The organism is Nonomuraea sp. NPDC052129 (assembly GCF_040680095.1).
Taxonomy (GTDB): Bacteria; Actinomycetota; Actinomycetes; order Streptosporangiales; family Streptosporangiaceae; genus Nonomuraea.
Genome location: NZ_JBFAVX010000014.1, coordinates 140,909 through 163,904, shown reverse-complemented (window position 1 = coordinate 163,904; position 22,996 = coordinate 140,909). Strand labels below are relative to the sequence as shown.

19 protein-coding genes are annotated in these 22,996 nt (G+C 69.5%); 6 read left to right on the top strand and 13 right to left on the bottom strand.

What is annotated here, in order from left to right:
- Positions 1 to 91 precede the first annotated feature (91 nt).
- From AB0L53_RS29155 to AB0L53_RS29130, 6 genes are all read right to left on the bottom strand, one after another.
- The gene (locus AB0L53_RS29155) at positions 92 to 2,005 is read right to left on the bottom strand and encodes a PIG-L family deacetylase (RefSeq protein ID WP_364000237.1); all 1,914 of its coding nucleotides are present in this window, start codon (positions 2,003 to 2,005) and stop codon (positions 92 to 94) included.
- A gap of 628 nt (positions 2,006 to 2,633) precedes the next feature.
- Complete coding sequence (locus AB0L53_RS29150; RefSeq protein WP_364000234.1) at positions 2,634 to 3,707, bottom strand: hypothetical protein; 1,074 nt, start codon at positions 3,705 to 3,707, stop codon at positions 2,634 to 2,636.
- Entirely contained in the window at positions 3,704 to 4,753 is a 1,050-nt protein-coding gene (locus AB0L53_RS29145; protein WP_364000231.1) for a polyamine ABC transporter substrate-binding protein, read from the bottom strand. Before AB0L53_RS29145 ends, AB0L53_RS29150 begins: the two co-directional genes overlap by 4 nt.
- 13 nt (positions 4,754 to 4,766) lie before the next feature.
- Complete coding sequence (locus tag AB0L53_RS29140; protein WP_364000228.1) at positions 4,767 to 5,744, bottom strand: ABC transporter ATP-binding protein; 978 nt, start codon at positions 5,742 to 5,744, stop codon at positions 4,767 to 4,769.
- Positions 5,741 to 6,532 (bottom strand): ABC transporter permease, encoded by a 792-nt coding sequence (locus tag AB0L53_RS29135; RefSeq protein WP_364000225.1) that lies wholly within the window; start codon positions 6,530 to 6,532, stop codon positions 5,741 to 5,743. Before AB0L53_RS29135 ends, AB0L53_RS29140 begins: the two co-directional genes overlap by 4 nt.
- Positions 6,529 to 7,320, bottom strand: a complete 792-nt coding sequence (locus AB0L53_RS29130) for an ABC transporter permease (RefSeq protein WP_357640695.1) — start codon at positions 7,318 to 7,320, stop codon at positions 6,529 to 6,531. The genes AB0L53_RS29135 and AB0L53_RS29130 overlap by 4 nt, the downstream gene beginning before the upstream one ends.
- Before the next feature lie 165 nt (positions 7,321 to 7,485).
- Here AB0L53_RS29130 and AB0L53_RS29125 point away from each other — a divergent pair, with 165 nt between their 5' ends.
- On the top strand, positions 7,486 to 8,454 hold the full coding sequence (locus AB0L53_RS29125; RefSeq protein ID WP_364000222.1) for a LacI family DNA-binding transcriptional regulator: 969 nt from the start codon (positions 7,486 to 7,488) through the stop codon (positions 8,452 to 8,454).
- A gap of 36 nt (positions 8,455 to 8,490) precedes the next feature.
- Here the strand turns inward: AB0L53_RS29125 and AB0L53_RS29120 are convergent, their stop codons facing one another.
- The 4 genes from AB0L53_RS29120 to AB0L53_RS29105 form a co-directional block, all read right to left on the bottom strand.
- Complete coding sequence (locus tag AB0L53_RS29120; protein WP_364000219.1) at positions 8,491 to 8,925, bottom strand: VOC family protein; 435 nt, start codon at positions 8,923 to 8,925, stop codon at positions 8,491 to 8,493.
- A gap of 33 nt (positions 8,926 to 8,958) precedes the next feature.
- A complete protein-coding gene (locus AB0L53_RS29115; RefSeq protein ID WP_364000216.1) occupies positions 8,959 to 9,648 on the bottom strand; it encodes a type 1 glutamine amidotransferase domain-containing protein in 690 nt (229 codons plus the stop codon).
- A 141-nt stretch (positions 9,649 to 9,789) separates the two neighbouring features.
- The gene (locus AB0L53_RS29110) at positions 9,790 to 12,939 is read right to left on the bottom strand and encodes a BTAD domain-containing putative transcriptional regulator (protein WP_364000213.1); all 3,150 of its coding nucleotides are present in this window, start codon (positions 12,937 to 12,939) and stop codon (positions 9,790 to 9,792) included.
- A 243-nt stretch (positions 12,940 to 13,182) separates the two neighbouring features.
- Positions 13,183 to 14,091 carry an AraC family transcriptional regulator gene (locus AB0L53_RS29105; RefSeq protein ID WP_364000210.1) on the bottom strand — a complete coding sequence of 303 codons (909 nt, stop codon included), beginning with the start codon at positions 14,089 to 14,091 and terminating at the stop codon, positions 13,183 to 13,185.
- 626 nt (positions 14,092 to 14,717) lie between these two features.
- On the opposite strand from AB0L53_RS29105, the gene AB0L53_RS29100 reads away from it, so the two are divergent.
- Both AB0L53_RS29100 and AB0L53_RS29095 read left to right on the top strand, forming a co-directional pair.
- Entirely contained in the window at positions 14,718 to 15,704 is a 987-nt protein-coding gene (locus AB0L53_RS29100; protein WP_364000464.1) for an NAD-dependent epimerase/dehydratase family protein, read from the top strand.
- The gene (locus AB0L53_RS29095) at positions 15,701 to 16,360 is read left to right on the top strand and encodes a glycosyltransferase family 2 protein (RefSeq protein WP_364000207.1); all 660 of its coding nucleotides are present in this window, start codon (positions 15,701 to 15,703) and stop codon (positions 16,358 to 16,360) included. Before AB0L53_RS29100 ends, AB0L53_RS29095 begins: the two co-directional genes overlap by 4 nt.
- Here the strand turns inward: AB0L53_RS29095 and AB0L53_RS29090 are convergent.
- Positions 16,264 to 17,643 (bottom strand): glycosyltransferase 87 family protein, encoded by a 1,380-nt coding sequence (locus AB0L53_RS29090; protein ID WP_364000204.1) that lies wholly within the window; start codon positions 17,641 to 17,643, stop codon positions 16,264 to 16,266. The genes AB0L53_RS29095 and AB0L53_RS29090 overlap by 97 nt on opposite strands.
- A gap of 141 nt (positions 17,644 to 17,784) precedes the next feature.
- Between AB0L53_RS29090 and AB0L53_RS29085 the strand changes: the two genes are divergently transcribed.
- Positions 17,785 to 18,528 (top strand): TIGR04282 family arsenosugar biosynthesis glycosyltransferase, encoded by a 744-nt coding sequence (locus AB0L53_RS29085; RefSeq protein ID WP_364000201.1) that lies wholly within the window; start codon positions 17,785 to 17,787, stop codon positions 18,526 to 18,528.
- Positions 18,525 to 19,154: a methyltransferase domain-containing protein gene (locus AB0L53_RS29080; RefSeq protein ID WP_364000199.1), complete on the top strand. Its 630-nt coding sequence runs from the start codon at positions 18,525 to 18,527 to the stop codon at positions 19,152 to 19,154. The genes AB0L53_RS29085 and AB0L53_RS29080 overlap by 4 nt, the downstream gene beginning before the upstream one ends.
- A gap of 38 nt (positions 19,155 to 19,192) precedes the next feature.
- On the opposite strand, the gene AB0L53_RS29075 is transcribed toward AB0L53_RS29080, so the two are convergent.
- On the bottom strand, positions 19,193 to 20,173 hold the full coding sequence (locus AB0L53_RS29075) for a YafY family protein (RefSeq protein ID WP_364000196.1): 981 nt from the start codon (positions 20,171 to 20,173) through the stop codon (positions 19,193 to 19,195).
- A 94-nt stretch (positions 20,174 to 20,267) separates the two neighbouring features.
- Between AB0L53_RS29075 and AB0L53_RS29070 the strand changes: the two genes are divergently transcribed.
- Positions 20,268 to 20,675 (top strand): VOC family protein, encoded by a 408-nt coding sequence (locus tag AB0L53_RS29070; RefSeq protein WP_364000193.1) that lies wholly within the window; start codon positions 20,268 to 20,270, stop codon positions 20,673 to 20,675.
- Here the strand turns inward: AB0L53_RS29070 and AB0L53_RS29065 are convergent.
- On the bottom strand, positions 20,663 to 22,945 hold the full coding sequence (locus tag AB0L53_RS29065; RefSeq protein WP_364000190.1) for a M20/M25/M40 family metallo-hydrolase: 2,283 nt from the start codon (positions 22,943 to 22,945) through the stop codon (positions 20,663 to 20,665). The two genes, AB0L53_RS29070 and AB0L53_RS29065, sit on opposite strands and share 13 nt — an antisense overlap.
- Positions 22,946 to 22,996 lie beyond the last annotated feature (51 nt).

Sequence of the window (22,996 nt, the reverse complement as noted above, 5' to 3'; positions counted from 1 at the left end):
GACCCACCCGGTCGCAGCCCATGATCCATGGGCTGCGACCCATGCGACGTCAGCAGATCGTGCGGTGCCAAGGACCTGCTCGGGGCATCGCTCAGGGCAGAGCTTCCCAGCCCCCGAACGGACTGTCGGCTCCCGGAGCCGATTGCCTGCGGGCATGGACAACGCCGTCGGTCCCTACGGCGAACATCACGGCAGCCCCGTTCGCATCAAGGGTGGCCGCCGGGTAATCGACAATGGTCCCGCTGAGGTCGGCCCACGCGTCATAACCGCTGCCGTTCGCGATCAACTGCTTGGTCATGCTGACCCCGGTCGCGGCGTTGCGCTCGAACATCAGGATCCGCGAGTCCAGACCGGCCGGCGTGGTGACGAGTGCGGGCTCACCGACCCCCGCGTGTCCCCCGATCACGGCAGGCGTGGTGCTCCAGGCGAGGCCGGCCACGAGTTGGTAGCTGACGACCATCGCAGCGGTGCCGGCGCGGCGGTAGGCCACGTGGAGGCGCCCGTCCTGGGACAGAGCGACCGCGGGCGGACTGGCCGGGGTCATCGACGGGACGGTGGTGTCGCGGGTGAAACTGCCGTTGGGGGTGGACTGATACCAGCGCAGCAGCCGAGTCCTGGAACTGGCGAACAGCTCGATGCGGCCCAGTGGCGTGGTGATGGCGCTGAGGCCGTCCTGCACGTCAGTGCCGCCCTGGTTCTGCCACGTGCCCCAGCCGCCGTTGGCCGCGGTCTGGACGCGGCTGCTGACCCCGCCATTGCCGTTCTTGACGAACATCTGCATGCGGCCGTTGGCGTTGGAGGCGACAACGGGCAGACCGATCTGTTCCTGGACTTCCCAGTTCGTGTGGGGATTGCCAAGGTCGGTCCAGCTCCCTGTCCAGGCGCCATTGGCCGCGGTCTGGGACATGGTGACGATGTGGTGGTCGGTCATGCGCCTGGCGAAAATCGCCAAGCGGCCGTCGGCCTGTTTGCCCACGCTGATCGCGGGTGCCAAAGCGCCGCCCGCGCCGGCCAGCGTGTACGGGCCGTCCCACGCTCCGGCCGGGGTCTGCCCGTAGGTGGTCACCACACCGTTTCGGACCACGAAGATCTGGGGTCTGCCGTCAGCGTTCCGGCCTGCCCAATGGGTTCCCCTGGCCCAGCGGTAGTACATCCGCGTCGGCCACACGTTCGGGTCGAACGCGTGGTCGTACTGGATGTAGTGATCGATGATCGCGCTCTTGCGGGCGCTGATCGCGGTCGTCAGGTTCATGGGCGCGTCGGCGATGTTGTAGTCGCGGTAGTTCACCAGCAGAATCGGTAAGCCCGACGCCTCGGCGGCGTCCCCGGCCAACCGTCCCGCGGCCACGTGATCGCCGTGGCCCGGGTCGTAGCGGCTGTCGACGATGGGGTCCTGGGCGCGGAGCACGTTGGGCTGGTAGTGGTTCATCAACCCCGCGAGTACGGCGATCACGTCAGCGCGCTCGTATGTGTACGACTCGCTCACCAGGCCGTTCTCAGGGATGATCGTGTGATCGACGAAGTCGTCCACGACGTTGAACCAGCCGATCTCGTTGTCCCGCATGTTCATGAACACCAGCTGGATCTGCGGATGACTCGTGAGCGTGTATCGCTCGACCTGTCGATCCGCGATCGTCCAGGCCACCCCGGTCCACTCCTCCTGGGCGGCCGGATCCACATCCGGCGCTCCCGCCATCCGGGCGTAGGCGTCCAGCATGCCGCGCTGCCGATTACGGGCCCGCTGCTCGTCGGTATCACCGTCTCCGGTGACCTGCCCCGCGGTGATGAAGACCGTCACGTTCGCCGCCCCCGACTGGATCGAGTCGTCGATGTCGGGGTTCATGAACAGGATGTCGTCGTCCTCATGCGCCACGATCTGCATGAACGCGCCGGGTGCGATGGTGGGCGTGGCGACGGCCACCCCGCCCATCGGCACCAACACGACGAGCGTCGCGAGCACGGCTAACAGCCGCACCCAGAACGAGGTAGTTCTGCCTCCGCGCATGTTGTTCCCCCCACGCAGGCCGTGCCGGACAAAAGGTTCTAGGGTCCAGGGTCGAATAGTGAATAGTTATCGAGCCGAGGGCAAGGGGAAGCTTGATAACAACTGCGTAACGCGCGCTGAATTTCGCGGGAAAGTGGCTCTGGCCTGGGAAGACGTGCTGGGGTGGTTGCTGACCCGGCGCTCCGACTGCCTGCCATGTGAACGAATGGGCGCGCCTGGTGCTCACTTTTGCGATCGACTGAGCCGCCGGTATAAATTTATTATAAAATCCATGAGGAAAGGAATTTGGCGAAGGGTTTGAAGTCTTGCCGCTGTTCATTTAAATTTGACGGTCGGTCAGAATTCGACGAAATGCCCTGCCGGGCTCAATGGGGGAGTCGGATCGGTGTCGCGGTGTCCTGCGAGGTCGTGCCGGTTCTCAGGTCGAGTTCCCGGATTCCGCCTTCGGCGCCGATCTTGGTCAGCTTGGAGTATTACCCGGTGCGGCTACTGTCGCAGGCAGAGATCATCACGAATGTGGACGAGGGCGACTGCCGGTGCCGCCAGAGTGGAGATCGTTCCCACGACCTCCACCAAAGGAAAGGCATATGTCGCCAATGAACGGTAAGCGCATCGCGGTCGCCACCGATCACTCCAGGTTCGCGAGCTCGCTCTCAAAACGTCTGCGCAGCGCGTCCTTCTCCGGCTCCGGCAGCCAGCACGCCTCCACCCCGGCCAGCGCCATCGCCCGCAACCGCTCATCCGGTACGGCGAGCTGATCGGAAAGGATCCGATACTCCTGAGCCAGCGACGTCGGGAACATCCCAGGGTCATCGGAAGCCGGAATGACGTTGAGCCCGGCCTCCAGCATCGCCGCGATCGACGCCCGTCGCCACGGCCGCCACGAGCGCCGCGAGGTGGTCGAGATGACCGTGAACGGGACCTGCTCGTCCCTGACCCTGGCGACGACCTCGTCGTCCTCGAGGACGAAATAGCCGTGGTCGATCCGGTCGCACCCGAGCACGTCGAGGCAGGTGACCGTGTTGACGGCGACCGGCGCGTGCTCGGAGGAGTGAGCGGTACGGCGGAGCCCGGCCGCACCGGCGAGCCGGAAGGCGGCCTCGAACCGCTCGGGCGGCCCGGCGGTCTCCAGGTTGTCCAGCCCGATCCCGGCCACGTAGTCGTGGGGATTGTCCACCACCGTACGGATCCAGGAGAGCGCCTCCTCGCCCGACGTGCTCCGGTCGACGGCCGCGATGAGCCGGCCCGACATGCCGAAGTCGCGTTCGGCCATCCTGATGCCCTCGGCGTACGCCTCGACCACCGTGGCGTAGCCGAGCTTCTCCTGATGTTCGGTCAGCGCGTCGAAGGAGACCTCGAGATGCCTGGTCGCGCTGCTCCGGTGGGCGTCCTCGAACGCCTCATAGGTGATCCTGGTGAGGTCGTCGGCGTCGCGCAGGAGTTGGAGAACCCACGAGGACACCTGGAAAAGCGAGTAGGAGACCGCGGGCTCGTCCGCGCTCCTGCCCTGCGGAACCGGGATCCGGGTGTTCAGGTAGAGCGCCGGGTCCGGCGGGAGCGAGTTCACGTCCGCGTAGATCCGCTCGGGCGTGTCGGGCAGGTCGAGCCCCTCGCGCCTGGCCAGTTCGGCGAAGGTCGAGGCGCGCACGGTGCCGATGAGGTGGCAGTGCAGATCGACCTTGGGCATCAGGTCGAGGTTCACTTGCCGGCCACCTCGCGGGTGAAGCGGTCGACCCAGGTGGTGCGGGTGTCGACGAGCTGGGCGGGGTCGAGGGTCTTGAACCCGGCGGCCACGGGGTCCTTCGCCGCCTCGCCCGTCACCTTGGCGACGTCGGCCGGGATCTCGGCCTTCGGGTTCGTGGGCAGGTCACCGGCGGCCTTCGCCATGGCGCTCTGCGCCTCGGCCGACAGCATGTAGTCGATGAACTTCGCCGCCCCCTGCTGGTTCTGCGCGCCCTTGGGGATCATCGCCCGGTTGGTGGCCATGTAGCGGCCCTTGGCGGGAGCGGTCCAGGCGATCGGCTCGCCCGAGGTGACCAGCTTGGTGGCGAAGCCGCTCAGCGCGTCGGCGGCGACGATCTCGCCTTGGGTCAGCAGGTTCGTGACCTCGGTCGAGGAGGTGTAGAACTGCAGGACGTTCGGTGCCCAGCCGGCCAGGGTCTTCAACGAGGTGTCGATGTCGTACGGGCCCTTGCCGTACGACTCACCCACCCCCGAAATCATGAGTTGTCCGGCGGTCACCGAAATATCGGGAAGAGCGACCTTGCCCTTGTTGGCCGCGTCCGCGAACAGCGCCCAGTCGGCGGCCTGCTTCTGGCTCAGCTTGCCGGTGTTGTAGATGATCCCGTTGAGCTGGTGCGTGTAGGCCGGTCCCTCGAAGGCGCCCTCGGTCGCGAACGGCGCGAGCTCCTTGATGTTGGGCACGTCGACCTTCTGGAAGAGGCCGTCCTTCTGCCCGAGGGCGGCGAAGTAGTCGGAGATCAGCACCACGTCCGCCTCCGGCTTGCCCTTGGCCAGCCGGAGCTTCGACAGCCGGTCGGAGTTGGACCCGGTGTCCAGCTCGACCTTGATCCCCGTCTGCTTGGTGAACGGAGTGACGACCGCCTGCTCGAACTCCTTCACCCCGAAGGGGAAGGTGCTGACGACGATGGTGTTCTGCTTCTCAGCGGAGCTGGAGCCGGAGCCGGAGCATCCGGCCGCGGCGAGCAGCGTCAGGGCAGCGGCCAGTACGGCACGGCGCGTTGGCATGGAGTTCCTTCTTTCAGCGGGGGAGGGAGACCAGATGGTCGTCCGGCGCGATGACCGAGACGCTCGATCCGGGAGTCAGGGGCGTGCCGCTGCGTACGTCGGCGAGCAGCCTGACGCTCGCGCCCGACGGGTCGACCACGTCGAGCGAGACCAGCAGGTCGACGCCGCGGAAGGCCACGTCGACCACCTTCGCCTCAAGGCCCTGACCTTGCTCGGCGAGGCGCAGATGCTCGGGCCGGATGGTCAGCGGGGTGCCGTCGGCGGCGGTGAGGAAGTTCTCGTAGCCGAGGAACTCGGCGACGAAGCGGTCGGCCGGACGGGGGAAGATCTGTTGCGGAGAGCCTTGCTGCACGATCCGGCCCTCGTTCATGATGACCATCTCGTCGGACATCTCCAGCGCCTCGTCCTGGTCATGGGTGACGAGGATGACGGTCAGCTTGGTCTCCGCCTGGATGCGCCGGATCTCGGCCCGCATCTGGACGCGCAGGCGGGCGTCGAGGTTGGACAGCGGCTCGTCGAGCAGCAGGAGCTTGGGCCTGATCGCGATCGCCCTGGCCAGTGCCACGCGCTGCTGCTGACCGCCGGAGAGCTTCTTCGGCTTGCGGTCGGCCAGGTGCGCGAGCCCGACGAGCTCGAGCGTCTCCATGACCCGCGACCGTCGTTCCGCGGATGGCACCTTGCGCAGCTTGAGCCCGTAACCGACGTTGTCGGCCACCGTCATGTGCGGGAACAGCGCGTACGACTGGAAGACCATCCCCAGATTCCGCTTCTCCGGCGGTGTCCGCGTGCTGTCGACCCCGTCGATGCGGATCGTCCCCGACGTCGGCGCCGAGTAGCCCGCGATCATCCTCAGCGTGGTGGTCTTGCCGCAGCCGCTCGGGCCCAGCAGCGTCGTCAGCTGCCCTGACGGCACGGTGAGGTCGATCTCATCGACGGCGGTGAAGGAGCCGAACCTCTGGGTGACTCCGATCAACTCGGCGGCGGCGGTCATTGGCTGATCCCTCCGAAGATCTTGGCGAATCCGACCGTGCGCTCGGCGATCACCGCGATGACCACGGTGGCGGCCAGGATGAGGGTGGACGCGGCGGCGACCATCGGGTCGTAGGACTGCTGTACGTAGTCGAGCATCGTCACCGGCAACGTACGGAAGTCGCGTCCCTGCAGCAGGAGCGACAGCGGCACGTTGTTGAAGGACGTGACCACGCTGAGCAACCCGGCGGAGAAGATTCCCGGCCGCAGGATGGGCAGCGTCACGTTGAAGAACGCGCGCAGCGGCGAGGCGCCGAGCCCGCGGGCGGCCTCCTCCAGCCCGGGGTCGGCCAGCGCGAGCGAGGCGCCGGTCACGCGTACGGCATAAGGCAGCATCAGCGCCGTGTGCCCGACCAGCAGGGTGCTGAAGTTGTCCAGGTCCAGGCCGACCATCAGCTGCTGGAACAGCGCGAGCCCGACGACCAGTTCGGGGACGATGAGCGGCGACAGGAACAACCCCTCGACCAGGCCCTTGCCAGGGAGCTTTCCCCGGTGGACGGCGAGCGTGACAGGCACGCCGACCAGCAGCGCGAGCGCGGTGGCGAGTACGGCGAGCTCCAGGCTGGAGAGCGCGGCCCCGATGAACGGCTCGTAGCCGAGTGCCTCGTCGAACCAGCGCAGCGAGATCCCGTCGGGCGGGAACCTCAGGGTGCTGCCCGCCGTGAAGGCGGTGGCGACCACGAAGATGATCGGCACGATCATGATGACGTAGCCGATGACCGCGAGCGCCGCGGTGATGGGCCGCTTCATGAGGTGGCCCCCTTCCGCCCGATCAGCGAGGACAGCCCGGAGACCAGGAAGACCAGCACCGTCATGATGAGCGCCGTCGCCGAGGCGGAGGCCCAGTCGACCGTGGTGCTCGCGTAGTTGAACAGCTGCGTGGACAGCATCCGCTGGCTGGACCCGCCGAGCAGATAGGGCGTGGTGTAGGCGGTGACGGACCCCGCGAAGACCAGGGTGGCGGCCACCACGATGCCCGGCATGGTCAGCGGGATGACGACGCTCCACATCGTACGGATCCTGCTCCCGCCGAGCCCGCGCGAGGCGTCGTCCAGGCCGGGATCGACCTGGGCGACCGCCGAGTAGCAGGAGATGATCGCCAGCGGCAGGAACAGCTGGGTGAGGCCGAGGATGATCGCCAGCTTGGTGTAGAGCAGCTGCGGCGCCACCTCGACGATGCCGAGCTGGACGAGCAGCTGGCCGAGTGCCCCTTTGGAGCCGAGGATCACCAGCCAGCCGAAGGTCCGCACCACATTGCTCAGCATCAATGGGAAGATCGCCACAGCCAGGAAGACTCCGCTCCACCGGGACGGCGAGCGGGCGAGCCAGTAAGCGATGGGGAAGCCGAGGACGACGCAGATGATCGTGACAGCCAGCGCCAACCCGACCGTGCGCCCGATCACCTCAAGGTCGTAGGGATCCGTGAGCATCTCGCCCAGGCGCGCGAAGATCTCGCTGGTCGCCACGTCCGGCGGCGCGAAGAGCATCGCGGCGGAGGGGATGAGGAAGCCTGCGACGAGAAGGACGAGACCAGGCACCAATAGAAAGGCCGATGTGCGGGAGATGTCGGCGTCCTTTCTCAGTGGCGTACGCTTGCCTGGAACCGGTTGCGGAACCGGTTCCACGAGCCCTGACCATAAGTTATGAGCGGCCTCGCGCACAAACCCCCGTGTGAAATTCAGGTAACGAAACAAGGAGGATGAGTGCCGACACTCGCGGACGTCGCCGCGCTGGCCGGGGTTTCGAAGGCGACGGCCTCCCGCGCGCTGGGCCGGCCGGACCAGGCCGCCCCGGAGACGGTGGCCCGCGTCCGCGCGGCCGCCGAGGAGCTCGGCTTCGTCCCCAACCGGGCGGCCACCCAGCTGGCCCGCGGGCGGACCGGGGTGGTCGCCGTCGTGGTGCCCACGCTCGACAATACCTTCTTCACCCCGATCATCGGCGGGGCCCAGGCGCGCGCGGCCGACTCGGGGATGCAGCTGACCATCTCCGTGCACTCTCTGGAGCACAAGGCCCAGATCGCCGCGATCGAGCAGCTCGCGCACCAGGTCGACGGCTTCCTGCTCACCGCGCCCCGAGGTTCGGACGAGATCGTCCGCGCCGCCGCGTCGTTCAAGCCGACCGTGCTCATCGACCGCGAGATCGAGGGCATGACCTCGGCGGTCGCCGACACGGCCAGCGCCTTCGGCGCGCTCGTCTCCTGGTTCGTCGAGAAGGGACACGAGCGCATCGTCTACATCGGCGGCCCGGCGGGCTCCTGGCAGGATCGCCAGCGCCAGGCCGCCGTCCGCGCCGCGACCGAGTCGAGCGGCGCGACGCTGACCATGCTCGGCCCATACCCCTCGACGTTCGCCGCCGGAGTGGGGACGGCGGAGGCCGTGGTGGCCGCCCGCGCCACCGCCGTGGTCCCCTACGCGACCTCGATCGGCCTCGGCCTGATGTTCGCCCTGCTCAGCCGAGGAATCCGTGATGTCGTGGTCAGCTCGGAGCGCATGATCGTCGAGAGCCTCGGCCTGGACGACGTCCCCGCGATCGACGTGGATGGCGAGAAGCTCGGTGAGGTGGCCATGGACCAGCTCATGACCCTCCTCGGCGAGCGCAAGGAGCCACCGCCCACCAGACGCCGCCTCACGGTCCCGATCAGCCAGAGCACCGCTCCGCCCGCAGGCGGCTGACCGGGTCTCAGCCGAGCCGCCTGGGGGAGGACCGCGTCAGACGCCGACGGCCATGACCTCAAGCTGAATGTTGTCGATGTCCCGGAAGATGACTACCGAGTAGACGAAGGGCTCCTTCACGCTCTGGATGCCGGAGTGCGCGACGCTGAGCCTGTCGAGCCATTCCGACCAGGCGAGCAGTCCTTCGCGGCCGTCCACTTTCAGGGAGATGTGGTCGAGGCCGGTGCGGACCTCGTCGAACTCCTCGCCCTGGTTGGCCACGTTGTGGTGCAGGCCGATGGCCAGGCCGGTGCGGGGCTCGATGACGAGCTCCGCGTATCCGGTCCACTCGCGGCCGTAGTGGGGAAGCTTGCCGTTCACGAGTTCGGCCTGGAAGACCTTCTGGTACCACGCCACGCTGGCCTCGAGATCCCTGACGGTGAAGGCGAAATGGGCCAGGCCGGCGAAGGAGGGTGCGGTGCCGTCGCTCATCTGTGGTTCCTCATCCGTGAGTTGAAAGGAGGGCTAGGCCGCGCTCTTGCCGACCAGTGCGATCAGCTCGAGTGCGGCGGGTCCGGAGGAGGCGGGGTTCTGTCCGGTGATGAGTAGTCCGTCGGTCACCACGTACGACTCGAAGTCGCCGGCCTTGGAGAAGTCGGCGCCCTTGGCGATGAGCTCGTCTTCCACCAGGAAGGGCACGACCTTGGTCAGGCCCATGGCCTCTTCCTCGCTGTCGGTGAAGCCGGTCAGTTCGCGGCCGGCCACCAGCGGGGTGCCGTCCGGCTTCTTGGCGTGACGCAGCGCGCCCGGCGCGTGGCACACCATCGCGAGAGGCTTGCCCGTGTCGACGATCCGTTCGATCAGCCTGATCGACGCCTCGTCCTCGGCCAGGTCCCATAGCGGGCCATGCCCGCCCGGGTAGAAGACCGTGTCGAAGTCGTCGGCCGACACCGACTCCAGCCGTACCGTCTGGTCCAGCTGACCCTCGGCGTCGGCATCGGCCTCGAACCGGCGGGTCTGGTCGGTCTTGAACCGCTCCTCGTTGCTCTTCGGGTCCAAAGGCGCCCGCCCGCCCTTCGGTGAGGCCAGCGTGATCTCCCACCCGGCGTCCTTGAAGTGGTAGTACGGCGCGGCAAGCTCCTCCAGCCAGAACCCGGTCTTGCGCCCGGTGTCACCCAGCTGGTCATGCGAGGTCAGCACGATCAAAACCTTCACGGTTCCCGCTCCTCGTGTCGTTCGTCGCCTATGTCGGAAACATACGAGGTACGCGCTTGACAGCTACTGGACGGCAAGTGAAACCCGCGCGCACACCCTTGTTGATGAGATGTGAAACGCACTGGACTCAGGACGGCGCGATCAGTGGCCGGTCGACTCCTCGCCGAGCTCCGCCAGAAACTCTTCGGCGCGGCGGGCGAACAGGTGGGCCGCACGTTCGGCGGACAACGCCCGGGCCTTCTCGGCGGCGGCCCGGACGTCCGCGACGGGCTCGCCGAGAGCCTGCAGCAGCCGCGCTCGCAGCAGCAGGATCAGCCCTTCCGAGTAGCGCTGGCCGTAGGCGTCGAGGTAATAGTCGGCCCGGTCCAGAGCCGCGGCGGCCTCGGCCGGCATCCCGGCGGCGAGGCGCATCTCGCCGAGCAGCCCGTACCAAGTGGCGACGCACGAGAGCGGCGGGTCGACGAGGTGCGCGACGATGATCCGCTCGGCCTCCGCCGCGGCGCCGGCCGGGTCGTCGCCGGTCATGGCCTGCGCCCAGCACCGGGCCAGCCGCTGGTAGGTGCCGAGGAAGACGAAGGAGAACTCGGGGTCCACGGCGATCCCCCGCTCCGCCGCGCGGAACGCCTCGGCCGGGTCGCCGGTGATCGCTGCCATCCGCACGGCGATGGCGGACCAGATCGTCACCGCGTAAGTGGCGTCGCCCGTCTCGGTCTCCAGCGTGTCGAGCAGCGCCCGCCCTGTTTCGACGTCACCGTGGAGCGCGGTTATCTCCGCGAGCATTCCGGCCATGAGCAGCTGCAGGTCGTGCCGGACCGGGTTCTCCTCGCGCCTGGCGAGGCCGTTCAGCATGATCTGGTGGGACTTGTTCAGGAAGCGGAAAGCCTCCCCGATGTTGCCCACGTCCCACTGGTGAAGGCCCCAGGCTTCCAGGCCGTACGCGTACACGATCGGGTCGCTGGACGCCTGGCCGTGATCGAGCAACTGGCGCGCCAGCGTGCCGCTGCGGTCGAGCTGGATGCCCTGAGCGTGCACGACCCAGCGGGAGAAGAGGAAGTCGGTGGCCTCCAGCTCCCGGCCGAGGTCACGGGCCAGGTGCTCGGCGCGTTCCAGCAGTTCGAGTGCTGCGGCCCCGTACATCGAACGCATCCCGACGACCGCGGTGAGTTGCGACAGCGCGGACAACTCCAGTTCGGCCAGGCCCGCCGTCCGCGCGACCTGCGCGGCCATCCGCAGCTGCCGCTCGGCGGCCTCGAACGCGGACTTGGCCGCCGCGCGGCGGCCCGCGCGCACCAGGGCCCCCGCGGTCCGGGCCGGGTCCGCCAGCGGGCCGGCCGCCCACAGGTGGTAGGCCAGGCGCTCGGCGACGGCCTCGCCCTCGGAGCCGATGCCCTCCAGCGCGTCCGCGACGCTCAGGTGCAGCCGGGGCGTGCGCCGCCGCGGCGTGGTCCCGGCGACCGACTCGCGGACCAGGTCGTGCGCGAAACGCAACGAGTACGGGTCATCGAGGGCCGGCCCGAGCAGGCCGAGCGCCTCCAACGGTTCGAGGCGGTCCAGGCAGGTCGGGACGTCGAGGCCGGCGGTGCGGGTGAGCAGGCGGAGGTCGACGTCCCGGCCGATGAGCGCGGCGACCTGGAGCAGGCCCCGGGCACCGTCGTCGAGACCGGCCATCCGGTCGCGCACGACGTCACGCACGGTGGACGGCACTCCTGCCCGGGCCACAGCGTCAGCGGTCAGCACGCCGCCGTCGGCGAGCAGCCGGGACAGTTCCCGGACGAAGAACGGGTTGCCGGCGGTTCGGGCGTGGATGCCGCTGGCGGCGTCCGGGCCGGGAACCTGGCCGATCTCGCCACGGACGATCTCGGTCACCTCGGCCAGGTTGAGCGGGCCGAGGTGGACGCGGCGCTGGCCGGACACCCGGCTCGCCGCGGCGAGCATCCGCGACAGCTCCGTGCCGGGCACGGGCGCGCGGTCGCGGAGCGCCCCGATGATCACGGCGCCACCCGGCAGCCGGGCCGCCAGATGGCTGAACAGATGCAGCGAGGCGACGTCGGCCCACTGCAGGTCGTCGATGACGAGCAGCACCGGCCGCCGCGCCGAGAGCTCGCCGATGGCGGCCACGACCCGTTCGAACAGGCGGAACTGGGCGCCGCCTTCCGACAACGTCGGCGCGTCGATGCCGTGCTCGCGCGGGTCGACGAGCCGGCCGAGCGCGCCGGAGAGCCACTTCGCCCGCGCCGCCGTGGGCAGCGCCTCCAGGACCGTGCCGACCACCTGCACCCACGGCCACATCGACGGCGTTCCCTCGCCCTCCAGGCACCGGCCCCAGACGACGAGCGCACCACGCCGATCCGCCTCGGCGGCGATCTCCTCCAGCAGGCGGGTCTTGCCCACCCCCGGCTCGCCATCGACGACGACGAGCCCTCTGCCTCCGGCCATCGCCGACTCCGCCGCCTGCCGGAGCACCGCGAGTTCCTCGGCCCGGCCGACCAGGCCACCAGCAGGCTGCGTCTCGGATGCCGCGGCCGTCTGCCCCGTTGTCAACGGCTGCCCATCGGCCATCGTCGAAGTCTCGCTCAGCACCCGCCGGTGCGCGGCCCGCAACGCCGGGCCGGGATCGATGCCGAGCTCCTCGACCAGACGGGTACGGACCGTTCGGTATGCCGCCAGCGCCTGCGCCTGTTGGCCGGCGGCGCCCAGGGTGGAGATGAGGCTCGCCTGCACGGGCTCGTGCAGCGGCGCCATCGAGGCGGCCAGTTGCACGTGTGGCAGCACGCGCTCCGGGCGGCCCAGCGACATCGCGAGTTCGGCGGCCGCCGCGCACGCGGCGAAGAACTCGTCATCCAGCCCCGCGAAGATCGACATCGCGGCCGGCCCGTAGGCCAGCCCCTCGCCGGCGGAGCCCTGCCAGAGCTCCAACGCCGCCACGTAAGAGTCCAGCGCCGCCTCGCGCCGCTGCTCCGCGAGTGCCGCGCCGGCGGCCTGGACACGCTGCCGGAAGACGACCAGATCCAGCATGCCGGTCCCGGCGATGAACAGATACCCGTTACCCTTCCGCCGCAGGTACGAGCCGGTCCCGCGGATCGGGAGCGCGGGCTCGAGTAATCGCCGCAGCGCGCCGACATACTTGTGGATGACGTTGACGGCACTGGCGGGATCGCCGCCGTCCCAGATCAGCTCGACCAGCTCGCTCGTGCTGATCAGCCGGCCCTCACGGGCCAGGAGCAGCGCAAGCAGGTAGGCCTGCTGCCGGGGGCCGGAATCCAGCTCGACACCATCACGCCAAAGTCGCAACGGACCGAGAATCTGCAGACGTACCCCGGAGGCCGGCCCGGCCTCGCCGCCCCCCGGACGAACTGGCACAGCCACGCCTGCCAACCCCCTGGATTGATATGACGGATCGCCGACTGTGCGGGCCACGGTCGCACGTACCCACCCTGCGCGGGATGAGTTTATGACGCTAAACCCGTATAGGAAATCCGTGACTCTAGGCGGTCAGCGCGGCCGGTCCGCGCTGCTGTGGGCGGGGATCCGGCCCTACTCGACGTCTGAGCGCATCCTGCGCAGCTCTGCCTCCAGGTTGTGCGCGTCGACGTAGGCCGCCGGTGTATCGCCGAAGCGGTTGCGGAATTCCTTGATGAAATGCGAAACGCTCGCGTAGCCCACGTGACGGGACACTTCGGAGACCGTCATCCGGCGGTCGACAAGCAGCTCGCGCGCCCGGTCGAGCCGGTAGTCCTTGAGAAACCGATACGGCGTGCGGCCGGTGGCCTCGCGGAACAAGGCCGAGAACGCGGACGGGCTCAAGGCCACCTGTTTGGCCAGGTCATTGACCGTCAACGGCTCCGCGTAATGCGCTCGGGCGAACGTGAGCGCGGCGGAGATCGGGGTGCGCGCGGCCTGCCTGGCCGCGAGGTGCAGCATCCGGGAGAACTGCTCGCGGCGTAACACGCGATAGACCATCTCCTCCACGCACATCGGTGCCAGGACCCGTCGATCGGCGCCGCTGTCGAGCGAGCGCAGAAACCGCAGGACCGCCGCCATGAGCTCCGGATCGAGGGGGGAGACGACGCACCGGTCGGCCTCGCCCTGCTCCGAATCCGCGCCGAACGCGCTGGAGCGCCGGCCGAGCATGCCGGTGGAGACCTTTCGCACCAGCGCCGGGTCGATCTCCAGCACGAAGGACAGGAACGGCTCGCGGGGGCTGGCCTGCAGGATCTCGGCCTGGAAGTGCAGGTTACCGCCGAGCACAAGGTAATGGAGCGGGTCATAGACGTAGCGGTTGCCATCCACGATCACTGCCTTGCTGCCCTGCGAAACGATCCCGAGCGACAGTGACTGGATCTCCTCCCAGGCGGGAGCCACCGGCTCGGTGAAACGGTAAAGAGTCAGACCGGGCCAGCCGCCGTCGTTGCCGCCGGTCTTGGGCGTGCGCGCGTCCAGCACCGAGATGAGATCCGCCGAACTATCGCGGTGCTCGATCTCCGAGGTTGTCATGGTGAACCTTCCTGCGGCCACGAATGTGGAAAGCACATCTTGCGTCCCGATCCCGACTCCATCTCGGTCACTTGCATAAACCTTTCAGATGGTACGGTCCAGTGCCCTGAGGGACCGGTCGGTGATGGAACGCGGCGGTCTGCCAGCTTCAGGCGAGTGAGCTTTCAGGCGAGTGAGCTTTCAGGCAAGTGAGATCGTGTCCCCGTCGACCTTGATCTGTACCTCTGGCAGCGGCTTGGTGGCCGGACCGCCCATGACGGCGCCGTCGATTTGGTTCGGCGGATGCCGTAACAGCCAGGGGGGAATCTCGGATAGTCATTTCGGGCCCTCGTTCTAGGACGTCGCTCAGATGGCGGTGCCTGCGCGGAGCTTGCCGGAGTCCCGGTGGGGATGACCATGTAATTTTCCACATCCCAAGGAACCTGGGTTTCCTCGCCGGCACCCGTCCGTGCGCTCCTTCTCATCGGTAACGCCACGATCGGCTTTCTCCTCAAGGTTCTTACAGGTTGCGAACGTCAGTGCTCGCCTCCTTCGGCCGACCGGGTCCGATCATTACTGTCGGTGAGGTGAAGGTGATGGTCACCGGTTCGGCCGGTTTCATTGGAAGTCATGTCGTCGCGTCATTCGAGGCCGCCGGGCATGAGGTGTCGGGACTCGATCTGCGCGACGGAGCCGATCTTCGCGACCGGGAGACCCTGGACCGGTTGCTGCCCGAGGTGGATCTGGTGGTGCATCAGGCGGCGAAGGTCGGGCTCGGCGTGAATGTGGCCGACCTGCCGGACTACGCCTCGGTCAACGTGTACGGCACCGCCGTGCTGCTGGCCGCGATGGCCAAGCAGCACATCGGACGGCTGGTGATGGCCTCCTCGATGGTGGTCTACGGCGAAGGCGCCTACGACTGCGCCGAACACGGCCGGGTCAGGCCCGGCCCGCGCTCGGTGGCCGACCTGGAGCGGGGGCGGTTCGACCCGTCCTGCCCTGTCTGCGGCGAGGCGGTGCGCTCGGCCGTGATCGGAGAGGACGCGCCGATGGACCCGCGCAACGCCTACGCCACGACCAAGCTGGCCCAGGAACACCTGGCCGCGAACTGGGCGAGGGAGACCGGCGGGAGCGCGGTGGCGCTGAGATACCACAACGTGTACGGGCCGCGGATGCCGCGCGACACGCCCTACGCGGGTGTCGCCGCCATCTTCAGGTCGGCGCTGGAAGCCGGACGGGCGCCCCGGGTGTTCGAGGACGGCTGTCAGATGCGCGACTTCGTGCATGTGCGCGACGTGGCGCGAGCGAACTTGGCGGCGGCCGAGGCCGAGCCGGTCGCGGGTGGCTTGGTCGCGTACAACATCGCCAGCGGCGTCCCGCACTCCGTCGGGCAGATGGCCGCCGCCCTGGCGGCGGAGCGCGGTGGGCCCGAGCCCGTCGTCACCGGCGAATACCGGCTGGGCGACGTACGGCACATCGTCGCCGCGCCCGGCCGTGCTCGCGCCGAACTCGGCTTTGAGGCCGAGATCGGCTTCGAGACCGGCATGAAGGAGTTCGCCACCGCCGCTCTGGGGACGCCATGACAACGACCATCGATGTAGTGCTGCCCTGCCTGAACGAGGAGGCTGCCCTCGCCTGGGTGCTCGAACGGATGCCGCCGGGCTACCGCCCGATCGTGGCCGACAACGGCTCCACCGACTCCTCGGCGAAGATCGCCGCAGAGCTGGGCGCGCTGGTGGTGAGCGAGCCGCGGCGCGGGTTCGGGGCGGCCTGCCACGCGGGGCTGCTGGCCGCCACGTCCGAGCTGGTCTGCTTCATGGACGCCGACGCTTCCCTCGATCCACGGCAGTTGCCCGAGGTCGTCGCCCCGGTCCTGGGCGGGGAGAGCGATCTGGTGCTCGGCAGGAGGGTGCGCCGGCCTGGCGCGTCGTGGCCCTTGCACGCCAGGCTGGGCAACGCGGTGCTGGCCGCGAAGCTGCGCCGCCGTACCGGTGCGGCCCTGCATGACCTGGGGCCGATGCGGGCCTGCCGCCGGGCCGAACTCCTCGCGCTCGGGCTGCGGGACCGCAGATTCGGCTACCCGCTGGAGATGGTGCTGCGGGCGGCGGGCGCCGGGTGGCGGATCGCCGAGGTCGACATCGACTACCTGGCCCGTCGCGGGCGGTCGAAGGTCACTGGGACTGTTCGCGGGACCGTTCGGGCGATCTCCGATATGCGAGCCGTCCTGCGAGACGGATGACGGCGGCGACGAGCCCTCTGTCGTACGGCCCAGCCCGCGACCACCCCCACCGTGGCCAGCGCATAGGCCAGGGTGGACGGCCCGAACAGGTAGGCGACCGCGCCGGCCAGCGCCACGCCCAGCCACTCCCATCGCCCGTCCATGGCGGCCAGCGCGACGACCAGGAGCGCGTACCAGGAGTAGGCCGGAGTCAGCAGGAGCAGGAGCGATCCGCTGACCAGCAGCGCCCCCGCCCACGGGCGGTTCGGGTCACCGTGGCATAGCACCAGCCAGACCACCAGCCCCAGGACGGCGACGGCGGCGAACGGCGTCCAGGAATCCGGCATGACCAGCCGCAACACCCCGTACCGCTGTCTCGCCGACGGCGCCTCGTAGCCCTCCTCCTGGAGGTAGCCGAACAGGTAGCCCAGCACGGAAGCCCGCGAGGCGAGCACATACGGCAGATAGGCCAGCACGACGACGGCCCCGGCGGGCAGCACGACGGCCAGGACACGCCGCCAGGCGACCCCGTCGCGCAACACCCCGGACAGCGCGCCGGGAAGCGTGACGGCCGGCAGCAGCTTGGCCGCGATCCCGGCGCCGAGCAGCGCTCCTCTGCCCCGGACCACGCAGAAGGCGAGCACCACCAGCAGGACGCCCAGCATGTCGACGTGCGCGTTGTTGACCGCCTCCGCGGGCACGGCCGGGCACCACGCCCAGCACGCGGCCTGTCTGACGCCGGTCCATCGCAGCAGTGCCAGCAGCACCGCGATCGCCATCAGCGCGCCACCCACCTGGTACGGCTTGTGCCGCGCCCCATCCGGCGACAACCAGTGCACCAGCCGGAAATAGCCCTCGGCCAGCGGCGGGTAGATGGTGTGCACGAGCGGCCTGTTGATGCGCGTGCAGACTCCCTCCGTCAGGTGGGCGAGGCCGGGCGCGGTGCAGTCATCGGGGAAGAGCCAGTCATCGCGCAGCGGGCCGAGCGCCGGATCGGCGGGAGCGTAGTCGTACGGCGAGTGCCCGGCCGCCTGCACGCGGCCGTCCCACGCGTACCGGAAGGAGTCGGTGCTCGTGCTCGGCGGCGCGACCAGGCCAGTGGCGGTCACCACGATTCCGCCCGCCACGACCAGCAGGGTCAGCTCCCGCTTCGGCACCTTGCGCGCCCACCAGAAGGCGGCCGCGAACAGCCCCCATGCCAGCAGGTACCAGTTGAGCAGGCCGGGCCCGCCCAACGCCATCCTGATCAGGACGAGCACCAGGGCGACAAGCGTCGCGCCGGCGAACACCGTGTATCTGCTCACGAACCGAGCGTGTCACCCTCTGCCCGGTTGGGGTCGTCGCCACGGCGACCCGTAACAACCCCGTAAGAGACGGCGTAAGAGACAGCCATCCGTAACAACCCCGTAAGAGTCGCCCCAGGTCACCGGCCCTACTGTCGGACCATGAAGATCACTCCAGGGGCGGCGCAGCTCGTGGTCATCGCCAAGGAACCAGTCGCGGGCCGCGTCAAGACCCGCCTGACGCCACCGTTCACGCCGAGCCAGGCGGCCCGCCTGGCCGAGGCGTCGCTGGAAGACAGCCTGACCACCGTGGCACGGGCGCCCGCCACCCAACGTGTCCTGGCCCTGGACGGACTGCCCGGCAGGTGGCTGCCCGACGGCTTCGTGGTCATCCCGCAGCGCGGGAACGGCCTGGACGAGCGCCTGGCCGCCGCCTTCGCCGATACCTACCGGCTGCGCCCCGAGCCGGTCGTGCTCATCGGCATGGACACCCCGCAGGTCAGCCCCGCCCTGCTGGACGCGGCCACCAGCGCCCTGGTCGAGCACGACGCGGTCTACGGCCCGGCGGCCGACGGCGGCTTCTGGCTGCTCGGCCTGCGGCGGCCCGATCCGCGCCTGCTCCTCGGGGTGGCCATGTCCCAGGCGTACACCGGCCGCGCCCAGCTCGACCGGCTCGCGGAAGCCGGCCTGAGCGTTCGGCACCTGCCCGAGCTGACCGACATCGACACCGCGGCCGACGCCTTCCACGTCGCCACCGAAGCTCCCGGCTCCCGCTTCGCGGCGACACTGGCCGAGGTGGCGCCGCCTTCGGCGCAGGTGACACCGCTGGCTGGGGTGGCGCCATTGGCCCAGCTGACACCGCGGGCCAGGGTGACGCTGCCGACCGAGGCGGGCGCGCGCCGATGATAGGCGAGATCTACGCCGAGGCCCTGTCCGGCGCCACCGTTGAGATCGAGCACGCCGACGGGACACGTCGGCCGCTGAACGTGGCCAGTTGGTTCGAGCCGATCGACGGTGACGAGGCGATGCTGAGCCGGTGCGCTGGCCCCACACTCGACATCGGATCGGGGCCCGGCCGGCTGACCGTCGCGTTGAACCATCGGGGCGTGCACGCTCTCGGCATCGACATCGCGCCGCGCGCCGTACACCTGACCCGGCGAGCGGGTGGCTACGCGCTGCTCCGGAGCGTCTTCGACGTGATCCCCCGGACGGGAAGCTGGCAGACCGCGTTGCTCGCCGACGGCAACATCGGCATCGGCGGACATCCACGTGTCCTGCTGCGCCGGGTACGCGAGCTCATACGGCCAGGCGGCGAGGTTGTCGCCGAGGTCGAACCCCCGGGCGTGACCAGCCGGGTCGACCGCGTCCGGCTGCGCCGTGCCGACATCGCGGGCGACTGGTTCGCCTGGGCCGTGGTGTCGGCCGACGACATCGGCCGGCTCGCCGAATCCAGCGGCTTCGACCTCGCCGAGAGCTGGCAGGAGCAGGGCCGCTGGTTCGCCGCCCTGCACGCAGCACGCCCGCTGGGGTGACCAGCTGAACCGATCCACGCCGGGGGCGTGGAGGGTAGTCAGGTTCGGCGGGCGTGGGAGGCGAGCCGGTCGGCGAGCGCGACGACGAGGTCGCGTAGTTCGTCAGGACGCTCGATGACGAACGGCCGGTCGAGCGTGGCGAGCACCGCGGGCAGCCAGTCGAGCCGTTCGGCCCGCAGTTCGACGCGTAGCCACCGCTCGGCCGCCGGATCCTGGTCCGCGGTGGGGGAGATCTCCGCCAGGCTCGCGGGAAGGCGGGCGCGGATCTGCTCGACCGTCCCGTGTATCCGCAAGGTCACCTCGTATCGGTACGAGGCCGTGGCGAACCCGGACAGGACACGCTGCGCCGGGTCCGGTCCGGCGGGTACCTCGAAGGAGCCGGGCAGGGTTCTGGCGTCTGTGACGCGGTCGAGGCGGAAGGTCCGGTTCTCGCCGATCGAGGGGTCCGCGCCCGTGACGTACCAGCGGCCCGAGTGGTTGACGATCCCGTACGGGTGCAGCGTGCGGTCGCTGCGCCGGCCGTCCCGATCGGTGTATCTGAGCGAGACGGGACGGTGGTGGCGTACCGCGTCGGCGATGGTGAGCAGGGTCCCGGCGTCCGGCGTGACCGGCTCGCCGGACGGCTTGGTGAAGGCGAGGGATTCCAGGACCGTGTCGAGCCCGCGGGTGAGACGTTCGGGGAGCACCCGCCGGATCTTGGCCGCCGCCGTCTCGCTCGCGGTGTCGGTCGCCGTCGCCGACCCCGTACGCCGACCGGCGATCAGGCCGAGCAGCACGGCCAGCGCCTCGTCGTCGTTGAGCATGAGTGGCGGCAGACGGTAGCCGCGGCCGAGACGGTACCCGCCGTAACGGCCACGCACTGCCTCGATGGGCATGCCGAGGTCGATGAGCTGGTCGACGTACCGCCGCACGGTGCGGCCGTCGACGCCGAGCCGGTCGGCGAGTTCGGCCATCGTCCGGGTGCCGCCCGACTGCAGCAGTTCCAGGAGGGTGAGCATGCGGCCGGCAGGACGGGACATGTCTGCGAGCCTACGGCCGATAGTGGACCGATTCTGTCCAGTATTGGCCGTAGCGTGCGAAGCGCCAAGGCTCAACGACTTCAGGAGGAACGCCATGGACTTCGTTTCGATCCGCATCATCACCGGTGATGTCGCTCGCCTCGTCGAGTTCTACGAGAAGGTCACCGGGGTGAGGGCGGTCTGGTCCACCGAGGACTTCGCCGAGCTGAAGACCTCCAGCGCCACGCTGGCGATCGCCGGTACCCGCACGGTGCCGCTGTTCGCTCCCGGGTCCGCCCGCCCGGCCGACAACCACAGCGTGATCATCGAGTTCCTCGTTGACGACGTGGACCGCGTGCACCAGAACCTGACCGGGTTCGTCACCGACGTCGTCACCGAGCCCACCACGATGCCCTGGGGCAACCGGTCGCTGCTGTTCCGCGACCCCGACGGCAACCTCGTCAACTTCTTCACCCCGGTCACCGCCGCCGCCATCGCCAGGTCGGGTCGTCACATGGTGTAGGCCTTGGTGACGGTGATCCTGGTGTCGCCGAGGAACAGCCAGTCCGGCGGGGCGATGAAGCCTGGAAGCGCGGACATCTCACTGGGATTCCGGCTCGTATCGGTGACCCGCAGCCGGACCTTGTCGCCGGGAGCCTTTATGGTCAGCGACGCCTCGACCCCCGCCGGTTCCGGGGCGTGGAAGACGAAGCCCGCCGGATCGGGCGTGATGGAGCGGCCCTCGACGGTCAGCGTCGCGGTGTCCCCGTACACCCGCAGGCCGACCATGTCCGCTCCGCGCTCGGAGCGGATCCGGACGCGCAGGGTTCGCACACCCTGCTGGGTCGTGTCCGCGAGCACCCGCAGCGAGGGCGCCGGCAGCGCGGCGGCCTTCGCCGGGCTGAGGAGCTTGGACCCGCCGCCCCACAGCTCCGACAGCTGGCCGGTCGCGTTGGCGCCGCCATAGCGGCGGGCCCACTGGTCGGGCGCCTTCGAGGTCAGCCACACGGCCTTGCCGGTGTCCGCGTCGAGGCCGTACGCCAGGCTGGTTCGCCGCGGGTGCTCCTTGTCGATCGGCTCGACCAGCAGGCCCGCCGCCACCAGGGCGATGGAGACGACCAGCGCGGTCAGCGGGATCAGCGGGGAACGCCTGCGCGGCCAGATCACCTCGATCAGCGGCAGCAGGAGGCCGCCGAACAGGATCATCAGCGGCATGGGGGCGTAGCCCGCGTACTGCAGGCCCGTCGGCAGGCTGTTCCACGCGCTGGGCAGCAGGATCAGGGCGCCCGGTACGAGACCGGCGGCGAGGATGAGGACGCGCCACCGCGGCGGGCAGCGGAGTGCGGCCAGCCCGCCCAGTGCCGCCCCCAAGGCGGGCCAGGCGGCGAGGTGCGACGCTCCGGGCGACACGAGGCCGAGCCCGAGACCGATCAGGGCCGCGCAGGTCAGCATGCCCAGCGCCAGTTCGGCGGGGCCGACGCGACGGCGCAGCAGCGCGTACCAGGCGATGAGGATCGTGCCCGCGAGCATCAGTACGGCGAGCCACAACAGCTCCGGCCGATACGGCGTCGTGGTGGCGGTTCCGCTGAGTTCGGGCCGGATCGCCTTGAGCAGGTCCCAGAAGTAGATCCCGACAGCCACCCCGAGCCCGATCGGGATCAGGGCGAGTGCGGTGCCGAGGAGCGTACGCCGCAGGGTGACCCCGCCCCGGCGGCGGGCCAGGAGGATCAGCGCCAGTGCCGCCATCGGGGCGACGGCGCCCAGCAGGGTGGCCGCCCAGGTCGGATAGCGGACCAGCAGGCCGGGCGGGAGGTTGAAGTAGACCAGGTCGTTCCCGGTGGTCAGCCGCGCCAGGTCGGTGCCGCCGAACGCGCGCACGAGCGCCAGCGTGTTGTCGCCCATCTGCTGCAGTGCCGCCAGATCGACGTGCGCGGGGTCGTCGAGAACGCTGTGGTACAGGGTGCCCGCGTTGGCGTAGGCGGAGTCCAGCACGGCCATCCCGCCGGGTTTGAAGGCGGTGAAGTCGGTGTCGTTGTTGAGCAGTTTCATGAGCTCGGCGTACACGGAGTCGGCCACGGGCATCGGCGCCGCCGATCCGAACATGGAGATCAGGCCGGAGTTCGACTCCGTGCTCCGGAACATCAGCACCGGCCCCTTGGCCCCGCGCGCCTCGTTGTTGAGCACCACGCTCGGCCCCCGTGCGAGCGGGTGGTCTTTGACGAACGCCTCCGAACCCAGGAGCCCGGCCTCCTCGGCGTCGGTGATGAGGAACACGACGTCGTTGCGCAGCCGTTTACCGTCCGCGACCAGCGCTCTGGCCGTCTCGATCGCGCTCGCCGTACCGGCCCCGTCGTCGTTGGCACCCGGACCCTCGGGGACCGAGTCGTAGTGAGCGGTGACGAAGACCCGGCCCGTGGGAGCCGTCCCGGGTATCACGGTGACGATGTTGAAGACGCGCCCGGCGGTGACGGGGTCGCCCCGCTCGTCGATGGGTGAGACGCCCACCGCCTCCTGCACCTCGGGCCGCAGGCCCAATCGCCGCAACTCGCCGACCAGGTAGTCGCGGACCCGGGTGTGTTCGGCCGTGCCGACGGGGTGGGGTTTGACGGCGAAGCGCTCAACCTGGGTAAAGGCCCGCTGCGCGCTGAATTCCCGGTCGGGGGCGGTGGCCGGGCTCACCGCGGTGGGGGTGGTGTCCCTGATCGCGCCGACGGCGATCAGCAGGAGCACACCCAGGGCCAGAAGCCCGGCGGTGAGTGAGCGCCGGCTCGATACGTGCTCGTCTGATGTCATCCTCGGTCACTCCTCGGGCTCGTGTCCTGTGCGTCCCCTTGTCGCGGCATC